Source organism: Streptomyces sp. NBC_00490 (assembly GCF_036013645.1).
GTDB lineage: Bacteria > Actinomycetota > Actinomycetes > Streptomycetales > Streptomycetaceae > Streptomyces > Streptomyces canus_F.
On sequence record NZ_CP107869.1, the window covers coordinates 7,302,665 to 7,329,096 of the forward strand.

Genomic DNA, 26,432 nt, shown 5'->3' on the forward strand with positions numbered 1-26,432 from the left:
CGGCCATACCGATGGCGTACAAAGTCCCACCGCCCGGTTGCCCCACCCTTTCGCACCCCCCCTAGACTGAATCCTCAGCACAGGTGGCTTAAACGCTCGAAAGGCGCCCCCGTGTCCATCGGCAACTCCCCTGAAGACGAGCGTCCGTTCGAAGACGACCGCGAGGAAGCCCGTATCTCCATCGGCCGTGCCCTCCAGCAGGCACGTATCGCGGCCGGGCTGACCGTCGACGACGTCAGCAGCGCCACCCGGGTCCGCATCGCCATCGTGCATGCCATCGAGGCGGACGACTTCGCCCCCTGTGGCGGGGACGTCTACGCCCGTGGGCACATCCGGACCCTGGCCAAGGCCGTCCATCTCGACCCGGCCCCCTTGCTGGACCAGTTCGCCGCCGACCATGGCGGCGGGCGTCCGGCGCCGACCCCGGCCGCCCCGCTGTTCGAGGCGGAACGCATCCGTCCCGAGCGGCGTGGACCCAACTGGACCGCCGCCATGGTCGCGGCGATCGTCGCCGTGGTCGGCTTCGTCGGGTTCACCGCGTTCAAGGGTGACGACGAGGGCGGGAAGGCGCAGGTCGCCGAGGGTGTCGAGCCCTCCGCCGGCAAGTCCTCCTCGCCCACGCCCAAGAGCGAGAAGCCCGAGTCGCCGAAGCCGGACCCGTCCGACAGCGCCATCGCGGCCGCGCCCCAGGACAAGGTGACCGTCCAGGTCGGCGCGCCCGACGGCAGGAGCTGGATCTCCGCCAAGGACCACAGCGGCCGGCTGCTGTTCGACGGGGTGCTCGAGAAGGGCGAGAGCAAGACCTTCCAGGACAACGAGAAGATCAACCTCGTCCTCGGTGACGCCGGGGCGATCCAGCTGTACGTGAACGGCAAGAAGATCGACGACGACTGGCAGCCGGGAGCCGTGGAGCGGCTCACGTACACGAAGGGCGACCCGACGGTCGGTTAGGCCCGGGTGAGCGTTCCGGCAGGCATGGAAGGGGTTGGCGCCAAGATCGCCAACCCCTTCGACGTGGGCTGTCGGTGGAACGAAGTAGTCTTGAGCCCATGCCTGAACGCCGTACCGTCGCACTCGTCACTCTTGGCTGCGCCCGTAACGAGGTGGACTCGGAGGAGCTCGCAGGCCGCTTGGAGGCGGACGGCTGGGAGCTCGTCGAGGACGCCGAGGACGCGGACGTCGCCGTCGTCAACACCTGTGGCTTCGTCGACGCCGCCAAGAAGGACTCCGTCGACGCCCTCCTGGAGGCCAACGATCTCAAGGGGCACGGCAGAACCCAGGCCGTCGTGGCGGTGGGCTGCATGGCCGAGCGGTACGGGAAGGACCTCGCCGAGGCCCTCCCGGAGGCGGACGGCGTGCTCGGCTTCGACGACTACGCCGACATCTCGGACCGCCTGCAGACCATCCTGAGCGGCGGCATCCACGCCGCCCACACCCCGCGCGACCGGCGCAAGCTGCTGCCGATCAGCCCTTCGCAGCGGCAGGAATCGGCGGCGGCGGTCGCGCTGCCGGGGCACGGGGCGGCCGTCGAGGTCGCCGCGCCCGCGCCCGCGGACCTTCCGGAAGGGCTCGCTCCGGCCTCCGGCCCCCGGGCGCCCCTGCGCCGTCGACTGGACGGCTCCCCGGTCGCCTCGGTGAAGCTCGCCTCCGGCTGCGACCGGCGCTGCACCTTCTGCGCCATCCCGTCCTTCCGCGGCTCCTTCATCTCCCGCCGCCCCTCCGACGTGCTGAACGAGACGCGGTGGCTGGCCGAGCAGGGCGTCAAGGAGATCATGCTGGTCTCCGAGAACAACACCTCGTACGGCAAGGACCTGGGCGACATCCGGCTGCTGGAGTCCCTGCTGCCCGAGCTCGCCGAGGTCGACGGCCTGGAGCGGGTGCGCGTCAGCTACCTCCAGCCTGCCGAGATGCGGCCCGGGCTCATCGACGTGCTCACCTCCACGCCCAAGGTCATGCCCTACTTCGACCTCTCCTTCCAGCACTCCGCCCCCGACGTGCTGCGCGCGATGCGCCGCTTCGGTGACACCGACCGCTTCCTGGAGCTGCTCGACACGATCCGCGGCAAGGCCCCGCAGGCCGGTGTGCGCTCCAACTTCATCGTGGGCTTCCCGGGCGAGACCGAGGCCGACCTGGCGGAGCTGGAGCGGTTCCTGAACGGCGCGCGGCTGGACGCCATCGGCGTCTTCGGCTACTCCGACGAGGAGGGCACGGAAGCGGCGACGTACGACAACAAGCTCGACGAGGACGTCGTCGCCGAGCGCCTCGCGCGGGTCTCCCGGCTGGCCGAGGAACTCGTCTCGCAGCGGGCCGAGGAGCGCGTGGGCGAGACCGTGCGGGTGCTGGTGGAGTCCATGGACGACGAGGGCGTCCACGGACGCGGCGAGCACCAGGCCCCCGAGACGGACGGCCAGGTGCTGCTCACGAGCGGCGAAGGTCTGAGTGTCGGTCGTATGGTCGAGGCGAAGGTGATCGGCACCGAGGGTGTCGACCTGGTGGCCGAGCCGCTGGCCGGCTCGCTCGCGTGTAGTGAGGAGGCGGGCAGATGACCGGAGCACCGGCATCCGCTGCGGGTGGCCCCTCCCCGGCGGGTGCGACCGGCACGGCGGGTGCGTCCGGCACCGAGACCGGTGCCAAGCCCGCGCGGAGCGGGAAGATCGCGGCGGCCGCCGTCGACCAGGCCAGTCTCTGGAACATCGCCAACCTCCTGACCATGCTGCGGCTGCTGCTGGTGCCGGGCTTCGTCGCGCTGATGCTCGCCGACGGCGGGTACGACCCGGCCTGGCGGTCGTTCGCCTGGGCGGCTTTCGCCGTCGCGATGATCACCGACCTCTTCGACGGTCATCTGGCGCGCACCTACAACCTCGTCACCGACTTCGGGAAGATCGCCGACCCCATCGCCGACAAGGCGATCATGGGGGCGGCGCTCATCTGTCTGTCCACGCTCGGCGATCTGCCGTGGTGGGTGACCGGGGTCATCCTCGGTCGGGAACTCGGGATCACGCTGCTGCGTTTTGTGGTCATCCGGTACGGCGTCATCCCGGCGAGCCGCGGCGGCAAGCTGAAGACGCTCGCCCAGGGCATCGCGGTGGGTATGTACATCCTGGCGCTGACGGGGTGGCTGGCCACCGCGCGGTTCTGGGTGATGGCTGTGGCGGTCGCGCTGACCGTGGCGACCGGCCTCGACTATGTGAGACAGGCCATTGTGCTGCGCCGGCAGGGAATCGCCGAGCGCCAGGCGGCGTTGGAGGAGACGGAAGCGTGAATTCCCCGGCCACCGAAGTGGTAAGACTACTCACAGTGAGGGCGGAGACGCTCGCTGTTGCCGAGTCGCTCACAGGTGGGTTGGTTGCGGCGGAAATCACAGCGGCCCCCGGTGCGTCCAGGGCGTTCCGGGGTTCGGTGACTGCCTACGCCACCGAGCTGAAGCACGAACTGCTCGGCGTCGACGCCACTCTGCTGGCTGAGCGTGGAGCGGTGGATCCCCAGGTCGCGGCCCAGATGGCGGCCGGAGTGCGCAAGGCGCTCGGGGCCGCCTGGGGCATCGCGACCACGGGTGTCGCAGGTCCGGACGAACAGGACGGAAAGCCCGTCGGGACGGTCTATGTGGCGGTCGACGGACCCACCTCGGAACTCTCCGGTGGCGGGAAAGTGGCGTCGCTGCGGTTGAACGGCGACCGGGCGGAAATTCGTATGGAGAGTGTACGGAGCGTACTCGCACTGCTCCTTCAGGAGCTTGCGGGCGAACAGACCGGGAATGAGCGGGCACAGGATACGGAACGGAACGGGGGGTTTTGATGTTTGCAGCCCTGAGTGAACACGACATCGCTCCCCGCACGGCCGCGGCGCAAGGCGGTACGGTGGGGCGTGAAGGATGCGGCTACGCGGTCCGAGGAGGGAGCCACCGATGATTCTGCTCCGTCGCCTGCTGGGTGACGTGCTGCGTCGGCAGCGCCAGCGCCAGGGCCGTACTCTGCGCGAAGTCTCCTCGTCCGCCCGAGTCTCACTCGGCTATCTCTCCGAGGTGGAGCGGGGGCAGAAGGAGGCATCTTCCGAGCTGCTCTCCGCCATCTGCGACGCGTTGGACGTACGGATGTCCGAACTGATGCGAGAAGTGAGCGACGAGCTCGCCCTCGCCGAGCTGGCCCAGTCCGCTGCGGCCACCCCCAGCCAGCCCGTGCCCACGTCGGTACGTCCGATGCTGGGCTCCGTCTCGGTGGCCGGTGTGCCACCGGAACGGGTCACCATCAAGGCGCCCGCCGAAGCGGTGGACGTCGTCGCCGCTTGAGCGTCGCCGGCGTTTGCGCTTGAGACGCGCTCGAAGACGAGCTGAGGGCGCGCTGAGAAGTGCGGGAGGCCCCGGCCAGGTTTCTCCGGATCATCCGGAGAGGCGTGGACCGGGGCTTTCGTGCATCGTGGAGTGACGTGGTTCGCGGTCACCGGTGCCGGTTGTGCGGACGATGCCTCTCTGCGCTGCCGGTGCGCCCGCGCGGCGGGTGACGGAGGTGACCTAGCTTCGGGTTGTTCGGGTTGGTCGGCCTGCTTGTCTCGCTCACCCCGTTCGTCCTGCTCCGGCTGGAGGTGGGTTGATGGCGCGGCCGATAGTGCGGTGGGGGGTGGCCCTGGGGGCCGGGGTGGTGTGGTGGTGGGCCGTGCTGCGGTTGGCCTTCGCTCCCGGCGCTGGGGTGCTGGAAGGTGCGGTCGCCGCCGGAGGGTGGGGGCTGAGTCTGCTGCCGGTGCACTGTGTGCCCAGGGCGCGGGCGGTCGGGGCGCTTGCCGTGGGGCGGTGGCGGGCGGCCTGGGGGGTCACCACGGCATCGCCACTCCGCCGTTCGGACGCAGGATCTGGCCCGTCGTGAAGGACGAGGCGTCGGAGGCCAGATACAGCACGGCGTGGGCGATGTCCTCCGGCTCGCCGACCCGGCCCAGCGGGGACATCCGGGCCATCAGCGCCTCGGTCCGTTCCTGGTTTTCGCCGTGGCGGTCGGTCATGGGGGTGCGGATCCAGCCCGGGGCGACGGCGTTGACGCGGATGCCGTGGCGGCCGACCTCGGTCGCCAGGGTCTTCGTCAGCTGGACGACGGCCGCCTTGGCGGCGCCGTAGCAGAGCAGGCCGGGACCGCCGGTGTCGACGGCGCCGGAGGCCATCGTGATGATGCTGCCCCTGGTCCGGTGCTCCAGCATCAGACGGGCCGCCTCCTGGCAGGCGTACAGGACTCCCTTGAAGTTGATGTTCAGGACCCGGTCGAGGTCCTCGTCCCGGGTCTCCAGGACCGGGCTGCTGTGCATGATGCCGGCGATCGCCGCCATCACGTCCAGGCGCCCGCAGGAGGTGACGGCCTGGTGGAGCCGGTCGCGGTCCGTGACGTCGAGGTGGTGGGTGTGAGCGGTACCGCCCGCGCTCTTGATCAGGGTCGCCGTCTCGTGCAGGCCCTGCGCGTCCCGGTCCGCGCAGTGCACGGTGGCGCCGGCTTCGGCGAGCAGGACCGCGGAGGCGCGGCCGATACCGCCGGCGGCGCCGGTGACGAATGCGGTGCGTCCGGTCAGGTCGTACGCGCTGACGGTCATGTGGGGACGGTACGAGGGAATCTGACGGGTCGTCAATTAGTCGTACGGTGTGGGGTTCCGGGGCGTCGGGCGGTGCCGGGGGCCGGGCCGGTCTGGCATGCCGGGCACCAGTAGGTGGGGCGTTCGCGGGAGCCGTCGCCCTGGTCCGCCTTGCGGACGGGGGTGTGGCAGCGCAGGCACGGGTGGCGGGCGCGACCGTAGACGAAGAGGTCCTGGCCACGGCGGCCCGTGGTGGTGCGGACCGGGCGGTCGCGGTTGGCCTCCAGGAGCTTCTTGGCGAGCAGGGGCAGCTTGGCCGCGCGGTCCTCGGGGAGGGCGCCCACGGGGAGCCACGGGGTGACGCCGAGCAGGAAGCAGAGCTCGCTCTTGTACACATTGCCGATGCCGGCGAGGTTGCGCTGGTCGAGGAGTGCCTCGCCGAGGGGGCGGGCGGGGTCCTGGAGGAGGTTGGCGAGGGCGCGGTCCGGGTCCCAGCCGGGGTCCAGGAGGTCGGGGCCCAGGTGTCCCACCGCACGGTCTTCGTCGGTGGTGCGCAGGAGTTCCAGGACGGGGAGGCGGTAGCCGACGGCCGTGCGGTCGGCGGTGCCGAGGATCGCGCGGATCTGGTGGGCGGGGCCGCCGGTCCAGCGCTGGTCCGTGGCGTACACCTTCCACGAGCCGTCCATTTTGAGGTGTGAGTGGAGGGTCAGGCCGCCCTCGATACGGGTGAGCAGGTGTTTGCCGCGCGGGGTGACGTCCAGGACGGTCCGGCCCGTGAGGTCGGCCGTGGCGAACTTGGGGACGCGGAGGTCGCTGCGGGTGAGTACCTTGCCGGCGAGGGCGGTGTGCAGTCGGCTCGCTGCCTGCCAGACGGTGTCTCCTTCGGGCATGGGTCCAGGGTGGCATGGGGTGGTGGGTGGGCGCCTAATGGGTTGAGGGCTGCTGTCTTGTGGCGGGTGCGGGTTGTCGGTGGCTTGTCGCGCAGTTCCCCGCGCCCCTGGGTGTACGGCGTCAGGCCCGTAGGCGTAGGCCCCGTGGGGTGGCGATGAAGCCTGATCCCTCCAGGAGGGTGCCGATGGGGGACGTCAGGGCCGGGGTGCCGTTGATGCGTTCCACCGTGACCGTGCCGAGGGAGCCTGCGCGGGCGGCCGTGGCGAGGGCTTCGGCGGCCTGCTGGAGGCGGGGGTCGTCGGTGGCCTTGCCGTCCGGGTCCTCCGGCCAGGCCAGCAGGGTCTTGCCGCCGCGCTCCATGTAGAGGGTCAGTTCCCCGTCCACCAGGACCACCAGGGACCCCGCCTTACGGCCTGCCTTGTGGCCCGCGCCGGTCGGGGGCTCCGGCCAGGGGAGGGCGGCGCCGTACGCGTTCGCCGGGTCGGCGGCGGCGAGGACGACGGCGCGGGAGTCGGGGGTGCGGGTCGGGGTCCGGTGGGGGGTGACGGGGCGGCCCGCCGGTGGGGCCAGGTCGCGGGGGGAGACGTAGTCGCCGGGGGAGCGTGGGGCCTCGTCCAGCCAGTCGAAGGCGAAGTCGTCGGCGGGGGCGGTGCCGGCGGGCACCTCGAAACCGTCTTGTGCGCCGGGGGCACCGAAGCCGGAGTTCGCGCCCGGCAGGCCGTCTCCCCGGTCGCGGGCGTTGGCCACCGCGCGGAGGCGGTCGACCGCGCCGTCCATGGCGAACTGGGCGGCGCCGAGGCCTTCCACGACGTAGCCGCGGCGGGCCTGGCCGGTCTCCTCGAAGGCGGACAGGATGCGGTACGTCGCCGAGAAGCCGCCCTCGACGCCTTCCGCGGAGACCGCGCCCCGGGTCACCACACCGTGCCGGTCGAGGAGAGTGCGGGCCAGGGCGTGCGCGCGCAGGGTGGGGTCGGGCTCCCGGTCCGGCAGCAGGGACCAGCGGCCGGCGACCGTGGGCGGGCCGGTGCGGGAGGCGGGGCGGGCGGCGGCGGTGAGGGAGCCGTAGCGGCCGCGCGGGACCGTGCGTTTGGCGCGGTGGGCCGTGGAGCCGGCCGTGCGGCCCGAACCCAGCAGGGAGCGCATCGGGGTGAGCGTGTCGTTGGTCAGGCGGCCGGACCAGGCCAGGTCCCAGACGACGTCGGCGAGTTGGGGATCGGTGGCATCGGGGTGGGTGGTCGCGCGGACCTGGTCGGCGATCTGGCGGAAGAACAGGCCGTAGCCGCCGGAGAGGGCGGTCAGGACCGACTCGTGGAGTGCCGTCAGCTCCAAGGGGTGCGGTGGTGGCAGGAGCAGGGGTGCCGCGTCGGCGAGATAGAGGGAGACCCAGCCGTCCTTGCCGGGGAGGGAGCCCGCTCCGGCCCACACCAGCTCGCCCGCGGAGGTGAGTTCGTCGAGCATCGCCGGGGTGTAGTGCGCGACGCGGGACGGCAGGACCAGCTTCTCCAGGGCGGAGGCGGGCACCGAGGCGCCCTGCAACTGCTCGACCGCGCGCACCAGTCCGTCGGCACCCCGCAGCCCGTGGCCCTTGCCGATGTGCTGCCACTGGGGGAGGAACTGGGCGAGGGCGGGCGGGGACACCGGCTCCAGCTCGTGGCGCAGGGCGGCCAGGGAGCGGCGGCGCAGTCGGCGCAGCACGGCGGCGTCGCACCACTCCTGGCCGATCCCCGCCGGATGGAACTCGCCTTGCACGACTCGTCCGTTCGCGGAAAGGCGCTGCAGCGCGCCCTCCGTGACCGCCACGCCGAGGCCGAACCGGGCCGCCGCGGTCGCCGAGGTGAACGGGCCGTGGGTGCGGGCATGGCGGGCCAGGAGGTCGCCCAGCGGATCCTTGACCGGTTCCGTGAAGGCTTCCGGTACGCCGACCGGCAGTGCTGTGCCCAGTGCGTCGCGCAGGCGGCCGGCGTCCTCGATCGCCGCCCAGTGGTCGGTGCCGGCGATACGGACCTTGATCGCGCGCCGGGCCCGGGCGAGCTCCTGCGCCCACTGCGGCTCCGCGCCCCGCGCGGCCAGCTCCGCGTCCGTGAGGGGGCCGAGGAGGCGGAGGAGGTCCGCGACGCTCTCGGCGTCCTTGGCCCGGCGGTCCTCGGTGAGCCACTGGAGTTCTTGCTCCAGCTCGGTCAGCACCTCGGCGTCGAGCAGCTCGCGCAGCTCCGCCTGGCCGAGCAGTTCGGCCAGCAGACGGGAGTCGAGCGACAGGGCCGCCGCGCGGCGCTCGGCGAGCGGCGAGTCACCCTCGTACAGGAACTGGGCGACGTATCCGAACAGGAGGGAGCGGGCGAAGGGGGAGGGCTCGGGGGTGGTGACCTCGACCAGGCGGACCTTGCGGGACTCCAGGTCGCCCATCAGCTCGACGAGGCCGGGGACGTCGAAGACGTCCTGGAGGCACTCGCGGACCGCCTCCAGGACGATCGGGAACGAGCCGAACTCGCTGGCGACCTGGAGCAGTTGGGCGGCGCGCTGGCGCTGCTGCCACAACGGGGTGCGCTTGCCCGGATTGCGGCGCGGCAGCAGCAGCGCGCGGGCGGCGCACTCGCGGAAGCGGGACGCGAACAGAGCCGATCCGCCCACCTGGTCGGTGACGACCTGGTCGACCTCGCCCTTGTCGAAGACGACGTCCGCGGCGCCGACGGGGGCCTGGTCCGCGTCGTACTCCGTGCCGAGCCTGGCCGGTTCCTGGTCGAGCAGGTCCAGGCCCATCATGTCGGCGTCGGGCAGCCGCAGGACGATGCCGTCGTCCGCGTGCATGACCTGGGCGTCCATGCCGTACCGCTCGGAGAGCTTGGCGCCCAGGGCAAGGGCCCACGGGGCGTGCACCTGGGCGCCGAAGGGGGAGTGGACGACCACGCGCCAGTCGCCGAGTTCGTCGCGGAAGCGCTCCACGACGATCGTGCGGTCGTCGGGGATGTGGCCGCAGGCCTCGCGCTGTTCGTCGAGATACGCGAGGACATTGTCGGCCGCCCAGGTGTCCAGGCCCGCCGCGAGGAGGCGTGGGCGGGCCTTGTCCTTGGGGAGCGAGCCGACCTCGCGGAGGAACGCGCCCACCGCGCGGCCGAGTTCGAGCGGGCGGCCCAGCTGGTCGCCCTTCCAGAAGGGGAGCCTGCCCGGGACACCGGGGGCGGGGGAGACCAGGACGCGGTCGCGCGTGATGTCCTCGATGCGCCAGGAGCTGGTGCCGAGCGTGAAGACATCGCCGACGCGCGACTCGTAGACCATCTCCTCGTCGAGCTCGCCCACCCTGCCGCCGCCCTTCTTCGGCTCGGCTCCGGCGAGGAACACTCCGAAGAGGCCGCGGTCGGGGATCGTGCCGCCGGAGGTGACGGCGAGGCGCTGGGCGCCGGGGCGGCCGGTGATCGTGCTGGCGACCCGGTCCCAGACCACGCGGGGGCGCAGTTCCGCGAAGGCGTCGGACGGGTAGCGGCCCGCGAGCATGTCGAGGACCGCGGTGAAGGCGGAGTCGGGCAGCGAGGCGAAGGGAGCGGCTCGGCGGACCATGGCGAGGAGGTCGTCCAGCTGCCAGGTGTCCATCGACGTCATCGCGACCACCTGCTGGGCCAGTACGTCCAGGGGGTTGGCGGGGACCTTCAGGGACTCGATGGAGCCGGTGCGCATGCGTTCGGTGACGACCGCCGCCTGGACCAGGTCGCCTCGGTACTTCGGGAAGACCACGCCGGTGGAGACCGCGCCCACCTGGTGGCCCGCGCGCCCCACGCGCTGGAGACCGGAGGCCACGGAGGGAGGCGACTCGACCTGGATGACCAGGTCCACCGCGCCCATGTCGATGCCGAGTTCGAGGCTGGAGGTGGCGACCACCGCGGGGAGGCGGCCCGCTTTGAGGTCCTCTTCGACGAGGGCGCGCTGCTCCTTGGAGACCGAGCCGTGGTGGGCGCGGGCGATGACCGGGGGTGCGCCCTGGGCCGCGCCCGAGCCGCCCATGAGTTCCGCGGGGGCGTGGTGCTCGTCCAGGGTTTCGCCTGTGGCCCGTTCGTAGGCGATCTCGTTGAGGCGGTTGCAGAGGCGCTCCGCGAGGCGGCGGGAGTTGGCGAACACGATCGTGGAGCGGTGGGACTGGACGAGGTCGGCGATGCGCTCCTCCACGTGCGGCCAGATCGAGGGGCGTTCCGCGCCCTCGGTGCCGTCGGCCACCGGGGAGCCGCCCAGTTCGCCCAGGTCCTCCACGGGGACCACGACGGACAGGTCGAACTCCTTGCCGGATTTCGGCTGGACGATCTCCACCTTGCGGCGGGGGGAGAGGTAGCGGGCGACCTCGTCGACCGGGCGGACGGTCGCGGAGAGGCCGATGCGGCGGGCCGGCTTGGGGAGGAGCTCGTCGAGGCGTTCGAGGGAGAGGGCGAGGTGGGCGCCGCGTTTGGTGCCCGCGACGGCGTGCACCTCGTCGAGGATCACCGTTTCGATGCCGGTCAGCGCGTCGCGGGTGGCCGACGTCAGCATCAGGAACAGGGATTCCGGGGTGGTGATCAGGATGTCCGGGGGGCGGGTGGACAGGGCCCGGCGCTCGGCGGCGGGGGTGTCGCCGGAGCGGATGCCGACCTTGACCTCGGGCTCGGGGAGGCCCAGGCGGACGGATTCCTGGCGGATGCCGGTCAGGGGGCTGCGGAGGTTGCGCTCCACGTCGACCGCGAGGGCCTTGAGGGGGGAGACGTAGAGGACTCGGCAGCGCTTGCGGGGGTCCGCGGGTGGGGGTGTGGAGGTCAGCTGGTCCAGGGCGGCGAGGAAGGCGGCCAGGGTCTTGCCGGAGCCGGTGGGTGCGACCACCAGGACGTCCGAGCCCTCTTTGATGGCGTTCCACGCGCCGGCCTGGGCGGCGGTGGGCGCGTCGAAGGCTCCCGTGAACCAGCCGCGGGTGGCGGGGGAGAAGCCGTCCAGGGCTCGGCGTGGGTTGCTGACCATGTGTCCATCCTGCACCCGGGTACTGACAAACGGGTCTGACCTGTGGTTTTCCGTGGTGCGGGCGCGTCTCGTATGCCTGCGGCGGCCCGTGCGGCTTTGGTGGGGGTTCGCGTTGCGCACTACGGTCGCGTTGTGGGTCGGTGCCGCACCGGGGGGTGTCCGTCTTCGGTCGGGCGGTGCTGTGGGTTGGGGATGTGGGGTTGGTTGGTCGCCCGACGCTGCGGGCGGACACCCCCCGGTACGTCCCCTTCTCGCCGTTGCGCGAGCGCGGGCAGGCGGACAATGGGGGCATGGCGGGTTCTCGTGAGCGGGCGCGGCACTGGCGGTACGCCGAGTTGCCGGGTGTGGATCTGTTGCGGGCTCGGTATGTGCGGAAGAACTTCGTGCGGCATACCCACGAGAACTTCGTGATCGCCGCCATCGCCGATGGTGTGGAGGTTTTTCACTATCGAGGGGCCGATCGGTATGCGGGGGCCGGGTCGCTCGCGCTGGTCAATCCCGACACCGCGCATACCGGGCGGGCCGGGGTGCCCGAGGGGTGGCGGTACGGGGCGGTGTACCCGTCGCCCGAGGTGGTGGCGGAGATCGCCGGGGAGACCACGGCCATCCGCGGTACTCCCGGGTTCGTCAGCCCGGTTCTCGATGATCCTTATGCCGCTGGGCTCGTGCATCGGGTGCTGCGGGCCGCGGACGAGGGGAACGCGCTGGCCGCCGACACGTTGCTGCGGGTTGCCGTGACCCGGTTGCTGCGGCTCAACGGCGGGGCGTTGCCGGAGCGGGAGGTGCGGACGGCGGGGGCGCGGGTGGCGGCACGGGCGCGTGGCGTGCTGGAGGAGCGGATGGTCGCGCCGCCGACCCTGGAGCGGCTGGCCGCCGAACTCGGTGCCCGTCCGTTCGCGTTGCTACGGGCCTTCCGGGACGCGTACGGGATGCCGCCGCATGCCTGGCTGACCGATGCGCGGGTGCGGCGGGCCCGGCGGCTGCTGGACGCGGGGACCTCGCCGGCCGAGGCCGCCCTCGCCGTGGGGTTCACCGATCAGCCGCATCTGAACCGGCACTTCACCCGGATCGTCGGTGTGCCTCCCGGGGCGTATCAGCGCGAGCGCAAGAACGTACAAGACAGCGGGCGGGAGCTGGTTCTACCGTCCGATGCGTGGCAGAACAGACAGCTCTCCCGGATTCACGCGCCGACGACGGAGGAAGGCCGGACGCCGCCGTCGTCCGGGACGCCCTCGGGGTCGGGGTCGCCGTAGGACTCTCGGGGTTCGCCTTCGGGGTGACCTCGGCGGGCAGCGGGCTCACGCTGCTGCAGACCTGTGCGCTCAGTCTCCTGGTGTTCACCGGGGCGTCCCAGTTCGCGCTCGTGGGGGCCCTCGCCGCCGGTGGCAATCCGCTCACCGCGGCCGCCGGGGCGTTCTTCCTGGGCGTGCGCAACGCGTTCTATGGACTGCGCCTTTCGCAGTTGCTCGCCCTTCCGCGCGCGGTACGGCCCTTTGCCGCTCAGTGGGTCATCGACGAGACGGCGGCCGTCGCGCTGGCCCAGCCCACCCGGCGCAGCGTGCGTATCGGGTTCGCCGTCACGGGGCTCAGCCTGTACGTGCTGTGGAACCTCACGACGCTGCTCGGTGCGCTGGGTGCCGAGGCGATCGGCGACACGGACGCGTGGGGTCTCGATGCGGCCGGGCCGGCTGTGTTCCTGGCGTTGCTCGCGCCGATGCTCAAGACCGCCACCGAGCGTGCCGTCGCCGGGCTCGCCGTCCTGCTGGGGCTCGGCCTGCTGCCGGTGCTGCCCGCCGGGGTGCCTGTCCTGGCGGCCGCCCTCGCGGCGCCGCTCGTGCTGTGGGTCCAGGGACGTCGTAGGGGGAACCGGTGAACGTCTGGATCGCGATCGGTGTCACCGCGCTCGGTTGCTACGCCGTCAAGCTCCTCGGGCTGCTCGTCCCCGCGGGCGCCCTGGAGCGGCCTCTCGTCAGGCGGCTCGCCGCTCTGCTGCCGGTCGCCCTGCTTGCCGCGCTCACGGCTCAGCAGACCTTCGCCGACGGGCGCGACCTCGTGCTGGACGCCAGGGCCGCGGGGCTTGCGGCGGCCGCGCTCGCCCTGGTGCTGCGCGCCCCCTTCCTGGTCGTCGTCGCGGCGGCCGTGGTGGTGACAGCGGGCGTGCGGGCCATCGGGTGAGGACAGCCGATCGAGCGGGCCGGCAAGCCGAGATCAGCCGATGGAGCGGCCGTACGCCCGCAGGGTGCGTAGTGCCGCGATCGTCACTATGGGGCGTGCCTCCAGGGCCGCGCTCGGGGCCCATTGATGCCGGCGGACCGGCCAGCCGCCGTCCTCCTGCTGCTCGCCCGTCAGGAAGTCCAGGGAGCGCTCCATCTCCTCGTCCGTGAACCACGCGCGCGCGAGCGAGTGCGGGGTCTTCGCGTAGTCGTGCGGGAAGTGGTGCTCACCTGGGGCGTAGCCGGGCGACACCGGGGAGGAGTCGAGGCGCTCCTGGTCCAGGGCCGCGAGACGGTTCTCGCGCACCAGGCGGCCGAGCCGGTCGGCGGCCGCCTCCGCGCGCGGACGGTCGGAAGCGGAGTCCAGGAAGGCCACGGCGGCCTGCACCTCGTACGGGTGCGACTCCCGCAGGGACTCGACCGCGTGCCAGCAGAAGTCCGTGGCCCGGAACAGCCACGCGTGCCACACCTCGTTGCGGTGCAGCAGGCCCACCACCGGGCCGGTGGCGAGGAGCTCGCTGGGCGGGTCGTCCACGATCGGGATGAACGGGGCCGCGGGATAGCCGCGCTGACTGGGACGGATCGCCGGCAGGGCGCCGTCCGGGGCGGAGACCGAGGTCAGATAGCGGCACACCCGTTCCACGCGCTGTCCGCCGCAGCGGCCGATGGCGTCCAGGACGCGCAGCGCGTGACCGGCGTGCAGCGGCTGGCTGACCGGGCCGCGCAGGTCGGGCTCCAGCGCGTGGCCGTATCCGCCGTCCTCGTTGCGGTAGGCGTCCAGCGCGGTCTCCACCGGATCGGCGTTCCCGTTCAGGAAGTGGTGCGCGAAGAGGCGCTGTTCCAGCACGCGCGCGGTGATCCAGACGAAGTGCTCGGCGCGGAAGAGCGGGGAGCGCGCCGGGGGCGTCGGGGGGAGTGGGGAAGCTCCTGTTTCGGCCATGCGTCAGACCGTAGGGCGGAAAGCGTTCTCGGCAAGCGGTCCCGGACGAGGCCCACTCTCAGGGGCGGGATACTGGTGTCATGCGGTTGACGGTCTTCTGGCAGCGGATGGCGGAGCACTTCGGTCCGGGCTCCGCCGAGACCTTCGCGCGTGACCACGTCATGGCGGAGCTCGGTGGGCGCACGGTGTACGAGGCGCTGGACTGTGGCTGGGAGGCCAAGGACGTGTGGCGTGTGGTGTGCGGCGTCATGAACGTGCCTCAAGAACAGCGCTGACCGGTCACGAAGATCGGACGCGGGCGGCGCATTGTCGGCCGCGTGGGCGAAACTTGCTCCGTGGCACCCACCGACGAGACCGACGAGGTCCCCCAGCACGCGTCGCCGTTCGGCACGACGCCGCCCACCCGGCCCCCGGCCGACGGACCCACCGGGGCGAACGCGCGCATGCCACGCTGGATTCCGCGTGCCGTGGTGCTGACGCTCGCCCTCTATGCCGCCTTCCAGTTGGGCACGTGGGCCTTCCACCAGCTCACCGGGCTGCTGATCAACATCCTCATCGCGTTCTTCCTGGCCCTGGCCATCGAGCCGGCGGTGAGCTGGATGGCCTCGCGCGGGGTGCGGCGGGGGCTGGGCGCCTTCCTCGTCTTCCTCGCCGTGCTGATCGTGTCCGCGGGCTTCGTGACCCTGCTCGGCACCATGCTGGCGAACCAGATCATCAAGATCGTCGAGGACTTCCCCGCCTACATCGACTCCGTCATCAACTGGATCAACACCCACTTCCACACCGAGCTGAAGCGGGTGGACGTGCAGGAGGGGCTGCTGCGCTCCGACTGGTTGCGCAATTACGTGCAGAACAGCGCCACCGGCGTCCTGGACGTGTCCGCCCAGGTTCTCGGCGGGCTCTTCCAGCTGCTGACGATCTCGCTGTTCTCGTTCTACTTCGCCGCGGACGGCCCGCGACTGCGCCGTGCGCTCTGCTCGGTCCTGCCGCCCGCCAAGCAGGCGGAGGTGCTGCGGGCCTGGGAGATCGCCGTCAACAAGACCGGCGGGTATCTGTACTCACGCGGTCTGATGGCGCTGATCTCCGGTGTCGCGCACTACATCCTGCTCCAGGCCCTGGGGGTGCCCAACGCGCCCGTGCTCGCCGTCTGGGTGGGGCTGGTCTCGCAGTTCATCCCGACGATCGGTACGTATCTCGCGGGCGCGCTGCCGATGCTGATCGCCTTCACGGTCGATCCCTGGTACGCGCTGTGGGTGCTGATCTTCGTCGTGATCTACCAGCAGTTCGAGAACTACGTGCTGCAGCCCAAGCTGACCTCGAAGACCGTCGACGTCCACCCTGCCGTCGCCTTCGGCTCGGTCATCGCCGGTACCGCCCTCCTCGGTGCGGTGGGTGCGCTGATCGCCATTCCGGCGGTCGCCACGCTGCAGGCGTTCCTGGGGGCGTATGTGAAGCGGTACGACGTCACGGACGACCCCCGGGTCCACGGTCACCGCCTGTCGGAATCCAACCTCTTCACACGCGCGCGTGCGCTGTGGACGAGACGGCCCGGGGAGCGGGACTCGAGGGACGATCCCTCCTGAGGGGCGTGCCTGTCAGACCCTCGCGGCCTTTCGCAGCGTGGCGACGGCCCCGGCGACGACCAGCCCGGCGAGAGCGATGATTTCGGCGCCGGTCGAGACGATGAGCGCGGTGTCCCCCGACCCGAGGTGGTCGCCGGTGTTCGGGGTCAGGAATGCGCCCGCGCCGATGAACAGGCCGACCGTGAGAGCGAGCCCGGTCGTCCAGCGGTTGGTGCGCCAGAACAGCAGTCCCGCCGTCACCAGTGGGATGACGAGGCCCGGCGGGACGGCCGGGTAGTCCGCACCGGCGGCGATCTGGCCTGCGATGGATGCGGCCAGCAGGAGCAGGGCGGCCAGGGTGGCGGTGACGGCGGGCGTGCGTGTCGGCAAGGTGCCCTCCTCGGCGGGCTGCACGGGCTCGTGGGTGCTCTTCGTGGTCTCCATGACCCAAGGCTCGCGAAGGCAGCCTGTCCCGTCGTCGTACGGTCGGAGGCACCGGTCGTACGACGGGGGAAGCACGCCGGCCCGGAACCCCGGGCGCCATACCGGGCCGCGCGGCACCGGACAAACCTCAATAGGCCTGCCCCGGCGGGGTATTCGGAAGCGACAGCGGTTTCGTCGACTTCGAGGAGGTACGTGCCGTGCGCGCCTTCAAGCGCTTGCTCGACCGCAGTCTCACCGCGCAGGCGGTCCTGATCTTCCCGCTGCTCCTGGGGTTCACCGCCCTGTTCCGGCGGCACGAGAACCCGGTCTGGTGGGTGGTTCAGGCCGCGCTCTGCACCGCCATCAGCATCGGGTTCCTGGCCGCGCAGCGTCGCAGGGTCGGCCGTGTCACCGGCACCGACCCGCGCGGAATCGCCGAGCTCAACCGCAAGCTCCGGCACGGCGAGGTACCCAAGGCGCCCGAGGAGCGGGCCACCATGCGACGGCTGATCGACGCGGAACTGGGACGGGTGGAGCGGGGCGGCCGGTGGCTGCCGTACTGGTTGGGTTTCATGGGGCTGATCGCGATCGGAACACTCGCTCTCGGGGTGAGCGCCGGTGCGTGGATCATTCCGCTGGTCCTCGCGGTCGCTGTGGTGGGGTTCTGCTGGTCTCTCCTCTGGGCGCGCCGCCGCTTCATCGACCGCTGCCACCACATGCGGTCGGCCCTGCAGAGCTAGCTTCACAACGCCGCCACACAGACCACCCGGCAGTGCCGCGTGGTGCGCTTGACACGGAAATCGAACATCCATTCTGATGGGAGTTCCGGCGAGGCGCGCCGTGGGTATTAAGGCACGGTTTCGGTGGAGAAGTGGCCGAGTTATCCACAGGCCGGACGGGCGTCGGGGCCCATTGTCAGTGGCAGGCGTTAGCGTCGTTGACGTGAAGCGATCGACTCAAGCAAATCGGGTGGAACCCATGGCAGGAACCGACCGCGAGAAGGCCCTGGATGCCGCTCTCGCACAGATTGAACGGCAATTCGGCAAGGGCGCGGTGATGCGTCTGGGCGAGCGGCCGAACGAGCCCATCGAGGTCATCCCCACCGGGTCGACCGCACTCGACGTCGCCCTTGGCGTCGGCGGCCTGCCGCGTGGCCGTGTGGTGGAGGTGTACGGACCGGAGTCCTCCGGCAAGACCACGCTGACGCTGCACGCGGTGGCGAACGCGCAGAAGGCCGGCGGCCAGGTCGCCTTCGTCGACGCGGAGCACGCCCTCGACCCCGAGTACGCCAAGAAGCTCGGCGTCGACATCGACAACCTGATCCTGTCCCAGCCGGACAACGGCGAGCAGGCCCTGGAGATCGTGGACATGCTGGTCCGCTCCGGTGCCCTCGACCTCATCGTCATCGACTCCGTCGCGGCCCTCGTCCCGCGCGCGGAGATCGAGGGCGAGATGGGTGACAGCCACGTCGGTCTGCAGGCCCGTCTGATGAGCCAGGCCCTGCGGAAGATCACCAGTGCGCTCAACCAGTCCAAGACCACCGCGATCTTCATCAACCAGCTCCGCGAGAAGATCGGCGTGATGTTCGGCTCCCCGGAGACCACGACCGGTGGCCGGGCGCTGAAGTTCTACGCCTCGGTGCGACTCGACATCCGGCGCATCGAGACTCTGAAGGACGGCACGGACGCGGTCGGCAACCGCACCCGCGTCAAGGTCGTCAAGAACAAGGTCGCACCGCCCTTCAAGCAGGCCGAGTTCGACATCCTCTACGGGCACGGCATCAGCCGCGAGGGCGGCCTGATCGACATGGGCGTGGAGCACGGCTTCGTCCGCAAGGCCGGCGCCTGGTACACGTACGAGGGCGACCAGCTCGGCCAGGGCAAGGAGAACGCGCGCAACTTCCTGAAGGACAACCCCGACCTGGCCAACGAGATCGAGAAGAAGATCCTCGAGAAGCTGGGCGTCGGCGTACGGCCCCAGGAGCCGACCGCCGAGCCGGGCGCGGACGCCGCGGTCACCGCCGCGCCGGACGACGCCGCGAAGACGGTGCCTGCTCCGGCGGCCAAGGCCGCCAAGCCCAAGGCCGCGGCTGCCAAGAGCTGACCCCGTGACACGACGAACCGACTGGGCCGAGTACGCCCACCAGGACGCTCCGCGTGAGCGGGGCGGGGCAGGCGACGGGGGGTTCTCCGGGCCGGGCGGCGATGCGTACGGGGACGACGCGGGGTACGGGGGACACGGCCGCGCCGTGTCGTACGGCACCGGGGGAGCGTTCGGCGACGACCGGGTCCACGGTGCCGGGCAGTCGTACGGCCATGACGGGCCGTACGACGAAGAGCCGGGCGACGGCTCGGTGCCGTCCGGCGGCGGTTCCCGACGTGGGCGCGGTGGCGCCCGTGGGAGCCGTGCGGCCCGTGGGGAGGGCGGTTCCCGTGGGCGTCGGCAGCGACGCGGCGGGGAGCCGTCCGGTGCGGACGAAGGCGCTCCCTCCTCGTCGAGGGCCGAGCAGGGGGAGTCTTCAGGGGACCCGGTCGAGCGGGCACGGGCTATCTGTCTGCGCCTGCTCACCGGGACCCCGCGCACGCGCAAACAGCTCGCGGACGCCCTGGTCAAGAAGGGGATCCCCGACGAGGCGGCGCAACAGGTGCTGTCGCGGTTCGAGGAGGTCGGGCTGATCAACGACAGCGCGTTCGCCGAAGCCTGGGTGGAGTCCCGGCACCACGGCCGGGGACTGGCCCGGCGCGCCCTCGCCCAGGAGCTGCGGACCAAGGGGGTCGACTCGACACTGATCGACGAGGCCGTCTCACAGCTCGACTCCGAGCAGGAGGAGGCGACCGCGCGCGACCTCGTCGCCCGCAAGCTGCGCTCCACCCGTGGCCTCGACCGCGACAAGCGACTGCGCCGCCTCGCGGGCATGCTCGCCCGCAAGGGGTACCCCGAGGGCATGGCCCTGAGAGTGGTCCGGCAGGCGCTCCAAGAGGAGGGCGAGGACGCGGAGTTCCTCGACGAGGGGTTCTGAAGCCGCGGGCCGAGTTCGGCGGGGAACTGGGGCCCGGGAGCGTGTCGGGGCTGGGCTCGCGGAAGACTTCGCGGAGCCGCGATGGAACCCTGACAGGGCGCCGGTGCAGGTGTCCGACCCCGCACTGCTTCCGTCCCTCGGCGAACGGACGTCGAGGGTGGGGTGGGGACACAATCGCCGCGATCCGGGTCCGCCTCGTCACTGAAGGCAGCGCTGTCGCCGCCCCGCTCCGCTGCGGACCCGAGATCGACCGAGACCCGGCCCTACGACGTCACGGGCAGACCCGAGGCCTTCCACGCCTGGAACCCGCCCACCAGATCCGTGGCCCGGCGCAGCCCCAGCCGATGCAGTGACTCGGCCGCCAGACTCGAGGCGTAACCCTCGTTGCAGATCACCACGACGCGCAGATCGTGCCCCGTGGCCTCGGGGACGCGATGGCTGCCCCGCGGGTCGAGGCGCCACTCCAGCTCGTTGCGCTCGACGACGAGGGCGCCGGGAACCAGTCCGTCCCGTTCGCGCAGCGCGGCGTAGCGGATGTCGACCAGCAGCGCCTCCCCGCGCCGGGCGGCGTCGTACGCCTCTCGGGCCTCGATCCGCTCATAGCTCGCGCGGACCTGCTCCAGCAACTCGTCGATGCCGACCGGGACTTCGCCCGAACCGTCACCGGGGCCGCCCACGCGCTGCTCCTCCCGCGTGCCCGAGCCGCTCACTGCCAGTCCTCCGGGCGCTCCACGTGCTCCAGGCGCAGCACCTGCCCGGTGCGGCTGTAGCGGCGGATCTGCGGCAGGGGCGGGTAGTAGGCGTGGACCGAGATCGCGTGCTCGGCGGTGGACTCGTTGAGCACCTCGTGGACGTGGTGCTGCCCGAAGGAGCGCCCCTTGCCGGCCGTGAGCCTCCGCTCCCGGTCGATGCCGTCGGCGAGTTCCAGGGTCTGCCAGCCGTCCGCGGGGAGGCGGGCGGCGAGCGAGTTCTCCTTGAGCTCACCGGCGGCCGTCACGAAGGCACCGACGGACTCGGCGTGGTCGTGCCAGCCGGTGCCCGTACCGGGCGGCCAGCCGATCAGCCAGGCCTCGCTGCCGCCGGGCCCCTTCAGGCGCACCCAGGTGCGGCCCTCGGGGTCGAGCGGGAGCGAGGAGATCAGCTCGGCGTCGGCGGCGGTCCGCCGTACGAAATCGAGGAGTTCCGCCTGCGTCGGTGTGGAAACGGCGGACACAGAGGGGGAGACAGACACGGGCACCGTCCTGATGAGCGTTCGCGGGAAGCGCGCGGCAGCACCGAAGCGGCGCGCGCTGGAAGGGGGAGGCGAATTTCAGCAGGACACGCGACACACGCAGCCCGCATAGCGGACGAGGTCCATATGGACCCTCCGCCACAGGCGCACACAGGTGTCGGTCACGATCCGGAGTACACCATTGCCGGTGCGGGCCGGTCAACTCACTGTCACGATGTGGACCTCACGGTGACGGTGCGTACGGCAGTCACGCACTGGTGTGGCCCGGCCCGTGACCTCGGGCCGAGCCATCCGCACCACTCGGACTCGACCCCGCGACGACCGCGGCCCGAGCTGTCCGGCATGGTCGACGCGAGCCGGATTCCGCTCCCGTACGAGCTCCCCGGCGTCGTCAGCGCGCCCCCGCTCCCGCCTCCGCCTCCGTCTTCGCCGGCCCGCCCAGCGTGGCCTCGGCGGCCGCGTAGAGATCGGCCGGCCGCACGCCGTTCAGCGCGGTCACCAGGTGACCGTCGGGCCGTACCAGCAACACCGTGTGGGCCGCCGCGCCCGGATAGCCCTCCGCGACCAGCAGCTCGGCCGGATGCGGCAGCGCCGCCACCGCGGCCGCGAGGCGGGGCATGAGCCCGGCGCCCACCCAGTGCTTGCGCTCCCACACTCCGGTGCCCGGCGCGATCAGCACCACGAGCAGCGCCCCACGACCGAGCCGGTCCCGCAGTCCTACGAAGGAACCGTCCTCGGCGGTGACCCGGACATCGGCGACCGGCGCGCCCGCAGCGGTGTCCACCGGGACCTCCGCCTCCAGATGCCGCGGCGCGAGCGGCGAGGTGGCGTACGCCCCCGGCGCACCGAGCGCCCCGCGCCCCAGGTGACCGTCCGTGAGGAGCGCGTCGTGCCCGCGCGCGGAACCCGGGACGACGGCCCGCAGCCCTCCGCCGCCGCGCACCAGCGGCAGCGCCTGGTCGGCGGCGCGCAGCCGGGCGGCGACGACCCCGCGCCGCTCGGCCTGGTAGCTGTCGAGCAGCGTCTCGTGCGGCCCGTGATGCCAGGCCAGGGCCAGCTTCCAGGCGAGGTTGTCGGCGTCCCTGAGCCCCTCGTCGAGCCCCTGCGTGCCGAGCGCGCCGAGCAGATGCGCCGCGTCCCCGGCGAGGAACACCCGCCCGACCCGCCAGCGGCGCGCGAGACGGTGGTGCACGGTGTGCACGCCGGTGTCGAGGAGTTCGTACGGCGGTGTCGGGCCGCCTGTCCAGCCGGCGAGGGTCTCCCGGATCCGGGCCACCAGGAGTTCGGGGGTGACCAGCTCCTTGCCGGGCGGCAGCAGCCAGTCGAGGCGCCAGACGCCGTCCGGGAGGGGCCGTCCGGTGACCTCCCCGGCCGAGGGTCCCGACGTCCGCCACGGAGGCATCCGGTGGAGCAACGCCTCGTCCTCCCACGGAAGTTCCGTGCGCAGCGCGGCGACGGCGTGCCGTTCCACCGCCGTACGGCCGGGAAAACGGATGTCGAGGAGTTTGCGGACCGTCGAGCGGGGGCCGTCGCAGCCGACCAGGTGACTGCCGCGCCACCACGTGCCCTTGGGGCCGCGGGTGTGGGCGGTGACACCGGAGGGCTCCTGCTCGACGGTGTCGAGACGGCTGTCCACGGAGAGCTTGACCAGCCGCTCCTCGGCGCAGGCCTCGCGCAGGGCGCCGGTCAGCACGTGCTGGGCGATGTGCAGCGGCGCCGGCTCCACGTCGTCGAAAGTGACCTCGCGCATCACCTGCTTGCGGCGCAACGACCGCCATCCGGCCCAGTGGCAACCGGCCTCGGAGAGCGGGACGCCGGTCAGGCGCTCCATCAGGGCGGCGGTGTCCTCGCGCAGGACGACGGTGCGGGCGGGACGCGGTTCGTCCTTGCCGGGACCCTCGTCGAGGACCACGGACGGCACGTCCTGACGGGCCAGCGCGAGGGCGAGCGTGAGCCCGACAGGCCCCGCTCCGACGATGATCACCGGGTCCACGACGCGGCGCCCCCTGCCCGCGAGGGCGTCCCGAGAGACGTGTGTGAACAGGAGGTTGGAGCAGGGTGCACGATCACAGAACGTATGCAACCCATTGCCGGTGCTTGCGTCAAGTGACGGAGGCAGTGGCGATCACGCCACTGCCTCTGCACTGGTCACGGCCCTGTGGCCGTGTCACTCAAGCATCTTGACTGATCATCAGTTTCCGCCGCCGGTGTTCTCGCCGGTGCCGAGAGTGCCGGGGATCGCGGCGGGATTGATCTCCGTGTCCTCGCCGAGAACCGCGCCCGTGCTCTTCTTGCTGCGCCGCAGCCGCTGCTCCAGCCAGCTCGCGAAGCTGGTGAGGAGGAAGTTCAGGACGATGAAGATGATCGCGACGACGATGAAGCTGGGGATGACGTTGGCGTAGTTGGCCGCCAGCGTCTGGCGCGAGTTGAGGAGCTCGGGGAAGTTGAGCATCACGCCGCCCAGGGCGGTGTCCTTCACGATGACGACGAGCTGGCTGACGATGGCCGGCAGCATCGCGGTGACGGCCTGCGGCAGCAGGATGCTGGACATCGTCTGGCCCTTGCGCAGGCCGACCGCGTAGGCCGCTTCCGTCTGGCCCTTGGGCAGGGAGAGGATGCCGGCCCGGACGATCTCGGCGAGGACGGAGGCGTTGTAGAGCACCAGGCCGGTGACGACCGCGTACAGCGGCCGCTGCTCGCTGCTGATGTCCGTGGAGCGGACGTAGAGCTCGTTGGCGAACAGCATCAGCAGCAGCACCGGGATGGCCCGGAAGAACTCCACCACGGTTCCGGCCGCACCGCGCACCCAGCGGTGGTCGGAGAGGCGGGCGATGCCGAAGACCGCGCCCAGCGGGAGGGCGATGACCATGGCGAGGGCCGCGGCCTTCAGGGTGTTGGCGAGACCTGGCAACAGATAGGTCGTCCAGGCCTGTGCGGTGGTGAACGGCTCCCAAAGGCTCCACTCGAGCTGGTTGTTGTCGTCCATGACCAGCCAGACCCACCACAGGAGGAGGGCGAGCAGGAGGAAGAAGACCACCGAGATCAGGACGTTGCGCCGTTTGGCGCGGGGTCCGGGGGTGTCGTACAGAACGGAGCTCATCGCTTCACCGCCAGTCGCTTGCTCAGCCATCCGAGGAAGAGGCCGGTCGGCAGGGTCAGGACGATGAATCCGAGGGCGAAGACGGCGCCGATGGCGAGCGTCTGGGCTTCGTTCTCGATCATCGTCTTCATCAGGGCGGCGGCCTCGGCCACGCCGATCGCGGCCGCCACGGTCGTGTTCTTGGTGAGGGCGATCAGTACGTTGGCCAGCGGGCCGATGACCGAACGGAAGGCCTGCGGCAGCACGATGAGCCGCAGGACCTGGCTGAAGTTCAGCCCGATGGCGCGTGCCGCCTCGGCCTGCCCCACGGGGACGGTGTTGATGCCGGAGCGGATCGCCTCGCAGACGAAGGCCGCCGTGTAGACGATGAAGCCGAGGACCGCCAGCCGGAAGCCCTGGACGGCGAAGTCCTCGGAGCCCATGGTCACGCCGAAGGTGTCGGCGAGACCGAGCGAGGTGAAGACGATGATCACCGTCAGGGGGGTGTTCCGGACGATGTTCACGTAGGCGGTGCCGAACCCGCGCATCAGCGGGACCGGGCTGACCCGCATCGCGGCCAGCAGGGTGCCCCAGATCAGGGAGCCGAGGGCGGAGATGACGGTGAGTTTCACCGTCATCCAGAACGCCGCTAGGACGTCGTAACCATCAAGAAAGTCGAACACGATCTCCCGCGCTTCCGGGTGTCTGGGGTACGTGGAGGGGCGCGGCGCGCCGCCGCCCTGATCGCGGCGGGCGGCGGCGCGCCAGTGGATCCCGGTGTTACTTGACGATCACGCCGATCTTCGGGGCGGGCTCGTTCTTGTACTCGGCCGGGCCGAAGTTGTCCTGGACCGCCTTGTCCCAGGCCTTGTCGGCGACCATCTTCTCGAGGGCCTTGTTGATCTTGTCCACGGTCGCGGTGTCGCCCTTCTTGACACCGATGCCGTAGTTCTCGTTGCTCAGCTTGAGGCCGGCGAGCTTGAACTTGCCCTTGTACTGCGACTGCGCGGCGAAGCCCGCGAGGATCGAGTCGTCCGTGGTGAGCGCGTCCACGGTGCCGCTCTGCAGACCCGAGAGGCACTCGGAGTAGCCGCTGACCGTCTTGAGGTTGGCCTTCGGGGCGAAGTCGTCCTTGACGTTCTGCGCCGACGTGGAGCCGGTCACCGAGCACAGCTTCTTGCCGTTGAGGTCGGTGGCCTCGGTGATGTCCGAGTCCGCCTTGACCAGCAGGTCCTGGTGGGCCAGCAGGTACGGGCCGGCGAAGTCGACCTTCTGCTTGCGCTCGTCGTTGATCGAGTAGGTGGCGGCGATGAACTTGACGTCACCACGGGCGAGCGCGTTCTCGCGGTCGGCGCTCTTCGTCTCCACGAACTCGATCTGGTCCGGCTTGTAGCCGAGCTCCTTGGCCACGTACGTCGCGACGTCCACGTCGAAGCCGGAGAAGGAACCGTCGGGCTCCTTGAGGCCCAGACCGGGCTGGTCGTACTTGATGCCGATCTTGATCTTGCCGCCGCCGCTGGAGCCCGAGTCGGTGCTGTCGCTGTCGCCGTCGTCCCCACCGCACGCGGTCGCGGTCAGGGAGAGGACCAGCGCAGCGGCGGCCGCGGCGGTGACCTTGCGGAGCTTCATGGTGAACATCCTTTGTGTGATGAGAGATGCGAGCCGTCGAGGCGGGTGACGCGGGTCGTGACGCGCTGTCAGTGGTGCAGGATCTTGGACAGGAAGTCCTTGGCGCGGTCGCTGCGCGGGGCGCTGAAGAACTGGTCCGGCACAGCCTCCTCGACGATGCGACCGTCTGCCATGAACACCACCCGGTTCGCGGCCGAACGGGCGAATCCCATCTCGTGCGTGACGACGATCATGGTCATGCCGTCCCGGGCGAGCTGCTGCATGACCTCGAGGACCTCGTTGATCATCTCGGGGTCGAGCGCCGAGGTGGGCTCGTCGAAGAGCATGACCTTGGGGTCCATCGCCAGGGCTCGGGCGATGGCGACACGCTGCTGCTGGCCGCCGGAGAGCTGTGCGGGGTACTTGTCCGCCTGGCTCGCCACGCCGACCCGGTCGAGCAGGGCGCGAGCCTTCTCCTCGGCCTTCTTCTTGTCGGCCTTGCGGACCTTGATCTGGCCGAGCATCACGTTCTCGAGCACGGTCTTGTGCGCGAAGAGGTTGAAGGACTGGAAGACCATCCCGACGTCGGCGCGCAGCCGGGCCAGCGCCTTGCCCTCCGCGGGCAGGGGCTTGCCGTCGATGGCGATCGTGCCGGAGTCGATCGTCTCCAGGCGGTTGATGGTTCGGCACAGCGTGGACTTACCGGACCCGGAGGGTCCGATGACCACGACGACCTCGCCGCGGGCGATCGTGAGATCGATGTCCTGGAGAACATGCAACGCGCCGAAGTGCTTGTTGACGCTCTTCAGGACGACCAGTTCGCCGGTCGCGGCCACATCTTCCTTGGCCACCGATACTTCGGTCATCGCTATCGGGCTCCGTCCTCCTCGGTTTCGGAGGACAGTAGTGACCCCACGCGACCTGCGTCATTACCTTTGAGGGGAATCTGAGCAT

The 26,432-nt window shown here is 71.1% G+C and carries 27 protein-coding genes; 14 read left to right on the forward strand and 13 right to left on the reverse strand.

Annotated features, from left to right (window positions below):
• The first annotated feature begins 111 nt into the window (after positions 1-111).
• From OG381_RS33450 to OG381_RS33475, 6 genes are all read left to right on the forward strand, one after another.
• Positions 112-951 carry a helix-turn-helix domain-containing protein gene (locus tag OG381_RS33450; protein ID WP_327719720.1) on the forward strand — a complete coding sequence of 280 codons (840 nt, stop codon included), beginning with the start codon at positions 112-114 and terminating at the stop codon, positions 949-951.
• A gap of 98 nt (positions 952-1,049) precedes the next feature.
• On the forward strand, positions 1,050-2,546 hold the full coding sequence (rimO, locus tag OG381_RS33455; protein WP_327719721.1) for a 30S ribosomal protein S12 methylthiotransferase RimO: 1,497 nt from the start codon (positions 1,050-1,052) through the stop codon (positions 2,544-2,546).
• Positions 2,543-3,262, forward strand: a complete 720-nt coding sequence (gene pgsA, locus OG381_RS33460; protein ID WP_327719722.1) for a CDP-diacylglycerol--glycerol-3-phosphate 3-phosphatidyltransferase — start codon at positions 2,543-2,545, stop codon at positions 3,260-3,262. The genes rimO and pgsA overlap by 4 nt, the downstream gene beginning before the upstream one ends.
• Positions 3,259-3,795: a CinA family protein gene (locus OG381_RS33465; RefSeq protein WP_327719723.1), complete on the forward strand. Its 537-nt coding sequence runs from the start codon at positions 3,259-3,261 to the stop codon at positions 3,793-3,795. The genes pgsA and OG381_RS33465 overlap by 4 nt, the downstream gene beginning before the upstream one ends.
• 109 nt (positions 3,796-3,904) lie before the next feature.
• Positions 3,905-4,285 (forward strand): helix-turn-helix domain-containing protein, encoded by a 381-nt coding sequence (locus OG381_RS33470; protein ID WP_266821377.1) that lies wholly within the window; start codon positions 3,905-3,907, stop codon positions 4,283-4,285.
• 301 nt (positions 4,286-4,586) lie between these two features.
• Positions 4,587-4,856 carry a hypothetical protein gene (locus OG381_RS33475; protein WP_327719724.1) on the forward strand — a complete coding sequence of 90 codons (270 nt, stop codon included), beginning with the start codon at positions 4,587-4,589 and terminating at the stop codon, positions 4,854-4,856.
• Here the strand turns inward: OG381_RS33475 and OG381_RS33480 are convergent.
• The 3 genes from OG381_RS33480 to OG381_RS33490 form a co-directional block, all read right to left on the reverse strand.
• The gene (locus OG381_RS33480; RefSeq protein WP_327719725.1) at positions 4,804-5,565 is read right to left on the reverse strand and encodes an SDR family NAD(P)-dependent oxidoreductase; all 762 of its coding nucleotides are present in this window, start codon (positions 5,563-5,565) and stop codon (positions 4,804-4,806) included. The genes OG381_RS33475 and OG381_RS33480 overlap by 53 nt on opposite strands.
• A 32-nt stretch (positions 5,566-5,597) precedes the next feature.
• A complete protein-coding gene (locus tag OG381_RS33485; RefSeq protein WP_327719726.1) occupies positions 5,598-6,434 on the reverse strand; it encodes a DNA-formamidopyrimidine glycosylase family protein in 837 nt (278 codons plus the stop codon).
• Between the two features lie 121 nt (positions 6,435-6,555).
• Positions 6,556-11,403 (reverse strand): ATP-dependent helicase, encoded by a 4,848-nt coding sequence (locus OG381_RS33490; RefSeq protein ID WP_327719727.1) that lies wholly within the window; start codon positions 11,401-11,403, stop codon positions 6,556-6,558.
• A gap of 290 nt (positions 11,404-11,693) precedes the next feature.
• On the opposite strand from OG381_RS33490, the gene OG381_RS33495 reads away from it, so the two are divergent.
• From OG381_RS33495 to OG381_RS33505, 3 genes are read left to right on the forward strand one after another with little or no spacing between them, the layout of a single operon-like run.
• Positions 11,694-12,656, forward strand: a complete 963-nt coding sequence (locus OG381_RS33495) for an AraC family transcriptional regulator (protein ID WP_327719728.1) — start codon at positions 11,694-11,696, stop codon at positions 12,654-12,656.
• Positions 12,557-13,276, forward strand: coding sequence for an AzlC family ABC transporter permease (locus OG381_RS33500; protein WP_307025119.1), 720 nt, complete (start codon positions 12,557-12,559; stop codon positions 13,274-13,276). The genes OG381_RS33495 and OG381_RS33500 overlap by 100 nt, the downstream gene beginning before the upstream one ends.
• On the forward strand, positions 13,273-13,578 hold the full coding sequence (locus OG381_RS33505) for an AzlD domain-containing protein (protein WP_327719729.1): 306 nt from the start codon (positions 13,273-13,275) through the stop codon (positions 13,576-13,578). Before OG381_RS33500 ends, OG381_RS33505 begins: the two co-directional genes overlap by 4 nt.
• Before the next feature lie 33 nt (positions 13,579-13,611).
• Here OG381_RS33505 and OG381_RS33510 read toward each other — a convergent pair whose 3' ends face one another.
• Positions 13,612-14,556 carry a hypothetical protein gene (locus OG381_RS33510; protein WP_327719730.1) on the reverse strand — a complete coding sequence of 315 codons (945 nt, stop codon included), beginning with the start codon at positions 14,554-14,556 and terminating at the stop codon, positions 13,612-13,614.
• Between the two features lie 80 nt (positions 14,557-14,636).
• On the opposite strand from OG381_RS33510, the gene OG381_RS33515 reads away from it, so the two are divergent.
• Both OG381_RS33515 and OG381_RS33520 read left to right on the forward strand, forming a co-directional pair.
• Positions 14,637-14,831 (forward strand): DUF3046 domain-containing protein, encoded by a 195-nt coding sequence (locus tag OG381_RS33515; protein WP_307025115.1) that lies wholly within the window; start codon positions 14,637-14,639, stop codon positions 14,829-14,831.
• A gap of 60 nt (positions 14,832-14,891) precedes the next feature.
• Positions 14,892-16,139, forward strand: a complete 1,248-nt coding sequence (locus OG381_RS33520; protein WP_327719731.1) for an AI-2E family transporter — start codon at positions 14,892-14,894, stop codon at positions 16,137-16,139.
• Positions 16,140-16,151: 12 nt separating this feature from the next.
• On the opposite strand, the gene OG381_RS33525 is transcribed toward OG381_RS33520, so the two are convergent.
• The gene (locus OG381_RS33525; RefSeq protein WP_327719732.1) at positions 16,152-16,562 is read right to left on the reverse strand and encodes a hypothetical protein; all 411 of its coding nucleotides are present in this window, start codon (positions 16,560-16,562) and stop codon (positions 16,152-16,154) included.
• A 197-nt stretch (positions 16,563-16,759) separates the two neighbouring features.
• Between OG381_RS33525 and OG381_RS33530 the strand changes: the two genes are divergently transcribed.
• The 3 genes from OG381_RS33530 to recX all read left to right on the forward strand — a co-directional run bounded on the left by OG381_RS33530 (position 16,760) and on the right by recX (position 19,560).
• The gene (locus OG381_RS33530) at positions 16,760-17,281 is read left to right on the forward strand and encodes a hypothetical protein (protein WP_327719733.1); all 522 of its coding nucleotides are present in this window, start codon (positions 16,760-16,762) and stop codon (positions 17,279-17,281) included.
• Positions 17,282-17,519: 238 nt separating this feature from the next.
• On the forward strand, positions 17,520-18,644 hold the full coding sequence (gene recA / locus OG381_RS33535) for a recombinase RecA (RefSeq protein ID WP_327719734.1): 1,125 nt from the start codon (positions 17,520-17,522) through the stop codon (positions 18,642-18,644).
• 4 nt (positions 18,645-18,648) lie between these two features.
• Positions 18,649-19,560, forward strand: coding sequence for a recombination regulator RecX (recX, locus tag OG381_RS33540; RefSeq protein WP_327719735.1), 912 nt, complete (start codon positions 18,649-18,651; stop codon positions 19,558-19,560).
• A gap of 263 nt (positions 19,561-19,823) precedes the next feature.
• Here recX and OG381_RS33545 read toward each other — a convergent pair whose 3' ends face one another.
• From OG381_RS33545 to OG381_RS33575, 8 genes are all read right to left on the reverse strand, one after another.
• Positions 19,824-20,270, reverse strand: a complete 447-nt coding sequence (locus tag OG381_RS33545; RefSeq protein WP_443061952.1) for a rhodanese-like domain-containing protein — start codon at positions 20,268-20,270, stop codon at positions 19,824-19,826.
• On the reverse strand, positions 20,267-20,791 hold the full coding sequence (locus OG381_RS33550) for a cysteine dioxygenase (RefSeq protein WP_327719736.1): 525 nt from the start codon (positions 20,789-20,791) through the stop codon (positions 20,267-20,269). The genes OG381_RS33545 and OG381_RS33550 overlap by 4 nt, the downstream gene beginning before the upstream one ends.
• A gap of 78 nt (positions 20,792-20,869) precedes the next feature.
• Positions 20,870-20,917, reverse strand: coding sequence for a hypothetical protein (locus OG381_RS49690; protein WP_362393767.1), 48 nt, complete (start codon positions 20,915-20,917; stop codon positions 20,870-20,872).
• 265 nt (positions 20,918-21,182) lie between these two features.
• Complete coding sequence (locus OG381_RS33555) at positions 21,183-22,784, reverse strand: FAD-dependent monooxygenase (protein WP_327719737.1); 1,602 nt, start codon at positions 22,782-22,784, stop codon at positions 21,183-21,185.
• A 198-nt stretch (positions 22,785-22,982) separates the two neighbouring features.
• Positions 22,983-23,891: an amino acid ABC transporter permease gene (locus OG381_RS33560; RefSeq protein WP_327719738.1), complete on the reverse strand. Its 909-nt coding sequence runs from the start codon at positions 23,889-23,891 to the stop codon at positions 22,983-22,985.
• Positions 23,888-24,553 (reverse strand): amino acid ABC transporter permease, encoded by a 666-nt coding sequence (locus tag OG381_RS33565; RefSeq protein WP_327719739.1) that lies wholly within the window; start codon positions 24,551-24,553, stop codon positions 23,888-23,890. The genes OG381_RS33560 and OG381_RS33565 overlap by 4 nt, the downstream gene beginning before the upstream one ends.
• Before the next feature lie 97 nt (positions 24,554-24,650).
• Complete coding sequence (locus OG381_RS33570) at positions 24,651-25,499, reverse strand: glutamate ABC transporter substrate-binding protein (protein ID WP_327719740.1); 849 nt, start codon at positions 25,497-25,499, stop codon at positions 24,651-24,653.
• A gap of 68 nt (positions 25,500-25,567) precedes the next feature.
• On the reverse strand, positions 25,568-26,344 hold the full coding sequence (locus tag OG381_RS33575) for an amino acid ABC transporter ATP-binding protein (protein ID WP_327719741.1): 777 nt from the start codon (positions 26,342-26,344) through the stop codon (positions 25,568-25,570).
• Between the last annotated feature and the right edge of the window lie 88 nt (positions 26,345-26,432).

Coding starts and splice junctions, on each gene's coding strand:
- rimO (WP_327719721.1), top strand. CDS start 1,050: ATGCCTGAACGCCGTACCGTCGCACTCGTCACTCTTGGCTGCGCCCGT.
- pgsA (WP_327719722.1), top strand. CDS start 2,543: ATGACCGGAGCACCGGCATCCGCTGCGGGTGGCCCCTCCCCGGCGGGT.
- OG381_RS33470 (WP_266821377.1), top strand. CDS start 3,905: ATGATTCTGCTCCGTCGCCTGCTGGGTGACGTGCTGCGTCGGCAGCGC.
- OG381_RS33475 (WP_327719724.1), top strand. CDS start 4,587: ATGGCGCGGCCGATAGTGCGGTGGGGGGTGGCCCTGGGGGCCGGGGTG.
- OG381_RS33480 (WP_327719725.1), bottom strand. CDS start 5,565: ATGACCGTCAGCGCGTACGACCTGACCGGACGCACCGCATTCGTCACC.
- OG381_RS33485 (WP_327719726.1), bottom strand. CDS start 6,434: ATGCCCGAAGGAGACACCGTCTGGCAGGCAGCGAGCCGACTGCACACC.
- OG381_RS33490 (WP_327719727.1), bottom strand. CDS start 11,403: ATGGTCAGCAACCCACGCCGAGCCCTGGACGGCTTCTCCCCCGCCACC.
- OG381_RS33495 (WP_327719728.1), top strand. CDS start 11,694: ATGGCGGGTTCTCGTGAGCGGGCGCGGCACTGGCGGTACGCCGAGTTG.
- OG381_RS33510 (WP_327719730.1), bottom strand. CDS start 14,556: ATGGCCGAAACAGGAGCTTCCCCACTCCCCCCGACGCCCCCGGCGCGC.
- OG381_RS33515 (WP_307025115.1), top strand. CDS start 14,637: ATGCGGTTGACGGTCTTCTGGCAGCGGATGGCGGAGCACTTCGGTCCG.
- OG381_RS33525 (WP_327719732.1), bottom strand. CDS start 16,562: ATGGAGACCACGAAGAGCACCCACGAGCCCGTGCAGCCCGCCGAGGAG.
- recA (WP_327719734.1), top strand. CDS start 17,520: ATGGCAGGAACCGACCGCGAGAAGGCCCTGGATGCCGCTCTCGCACAG.
- OG381_RS33560 (WP_327719738.1), bottom strand. CDS start 23,891: ATGAGCTCCGTTCTGTACGACACCCCCGGACCCCGCGCCAAACGGCGC.
- OG381_RS33570 (WP_327719740.1), bottom strand. CDS start 25,499: ATGAAGCTCCGCAAGGTCACCGCCGCGGCCGCCGCTGCGCTGGTCCTC.
- OG381_RS33575 (WP_327719741.1), bottom strand. CDS start 26,344: ATGACCGAAGTATCGGTGGCCAAGGAAGATGTGGCCGCGACCGGCGAA.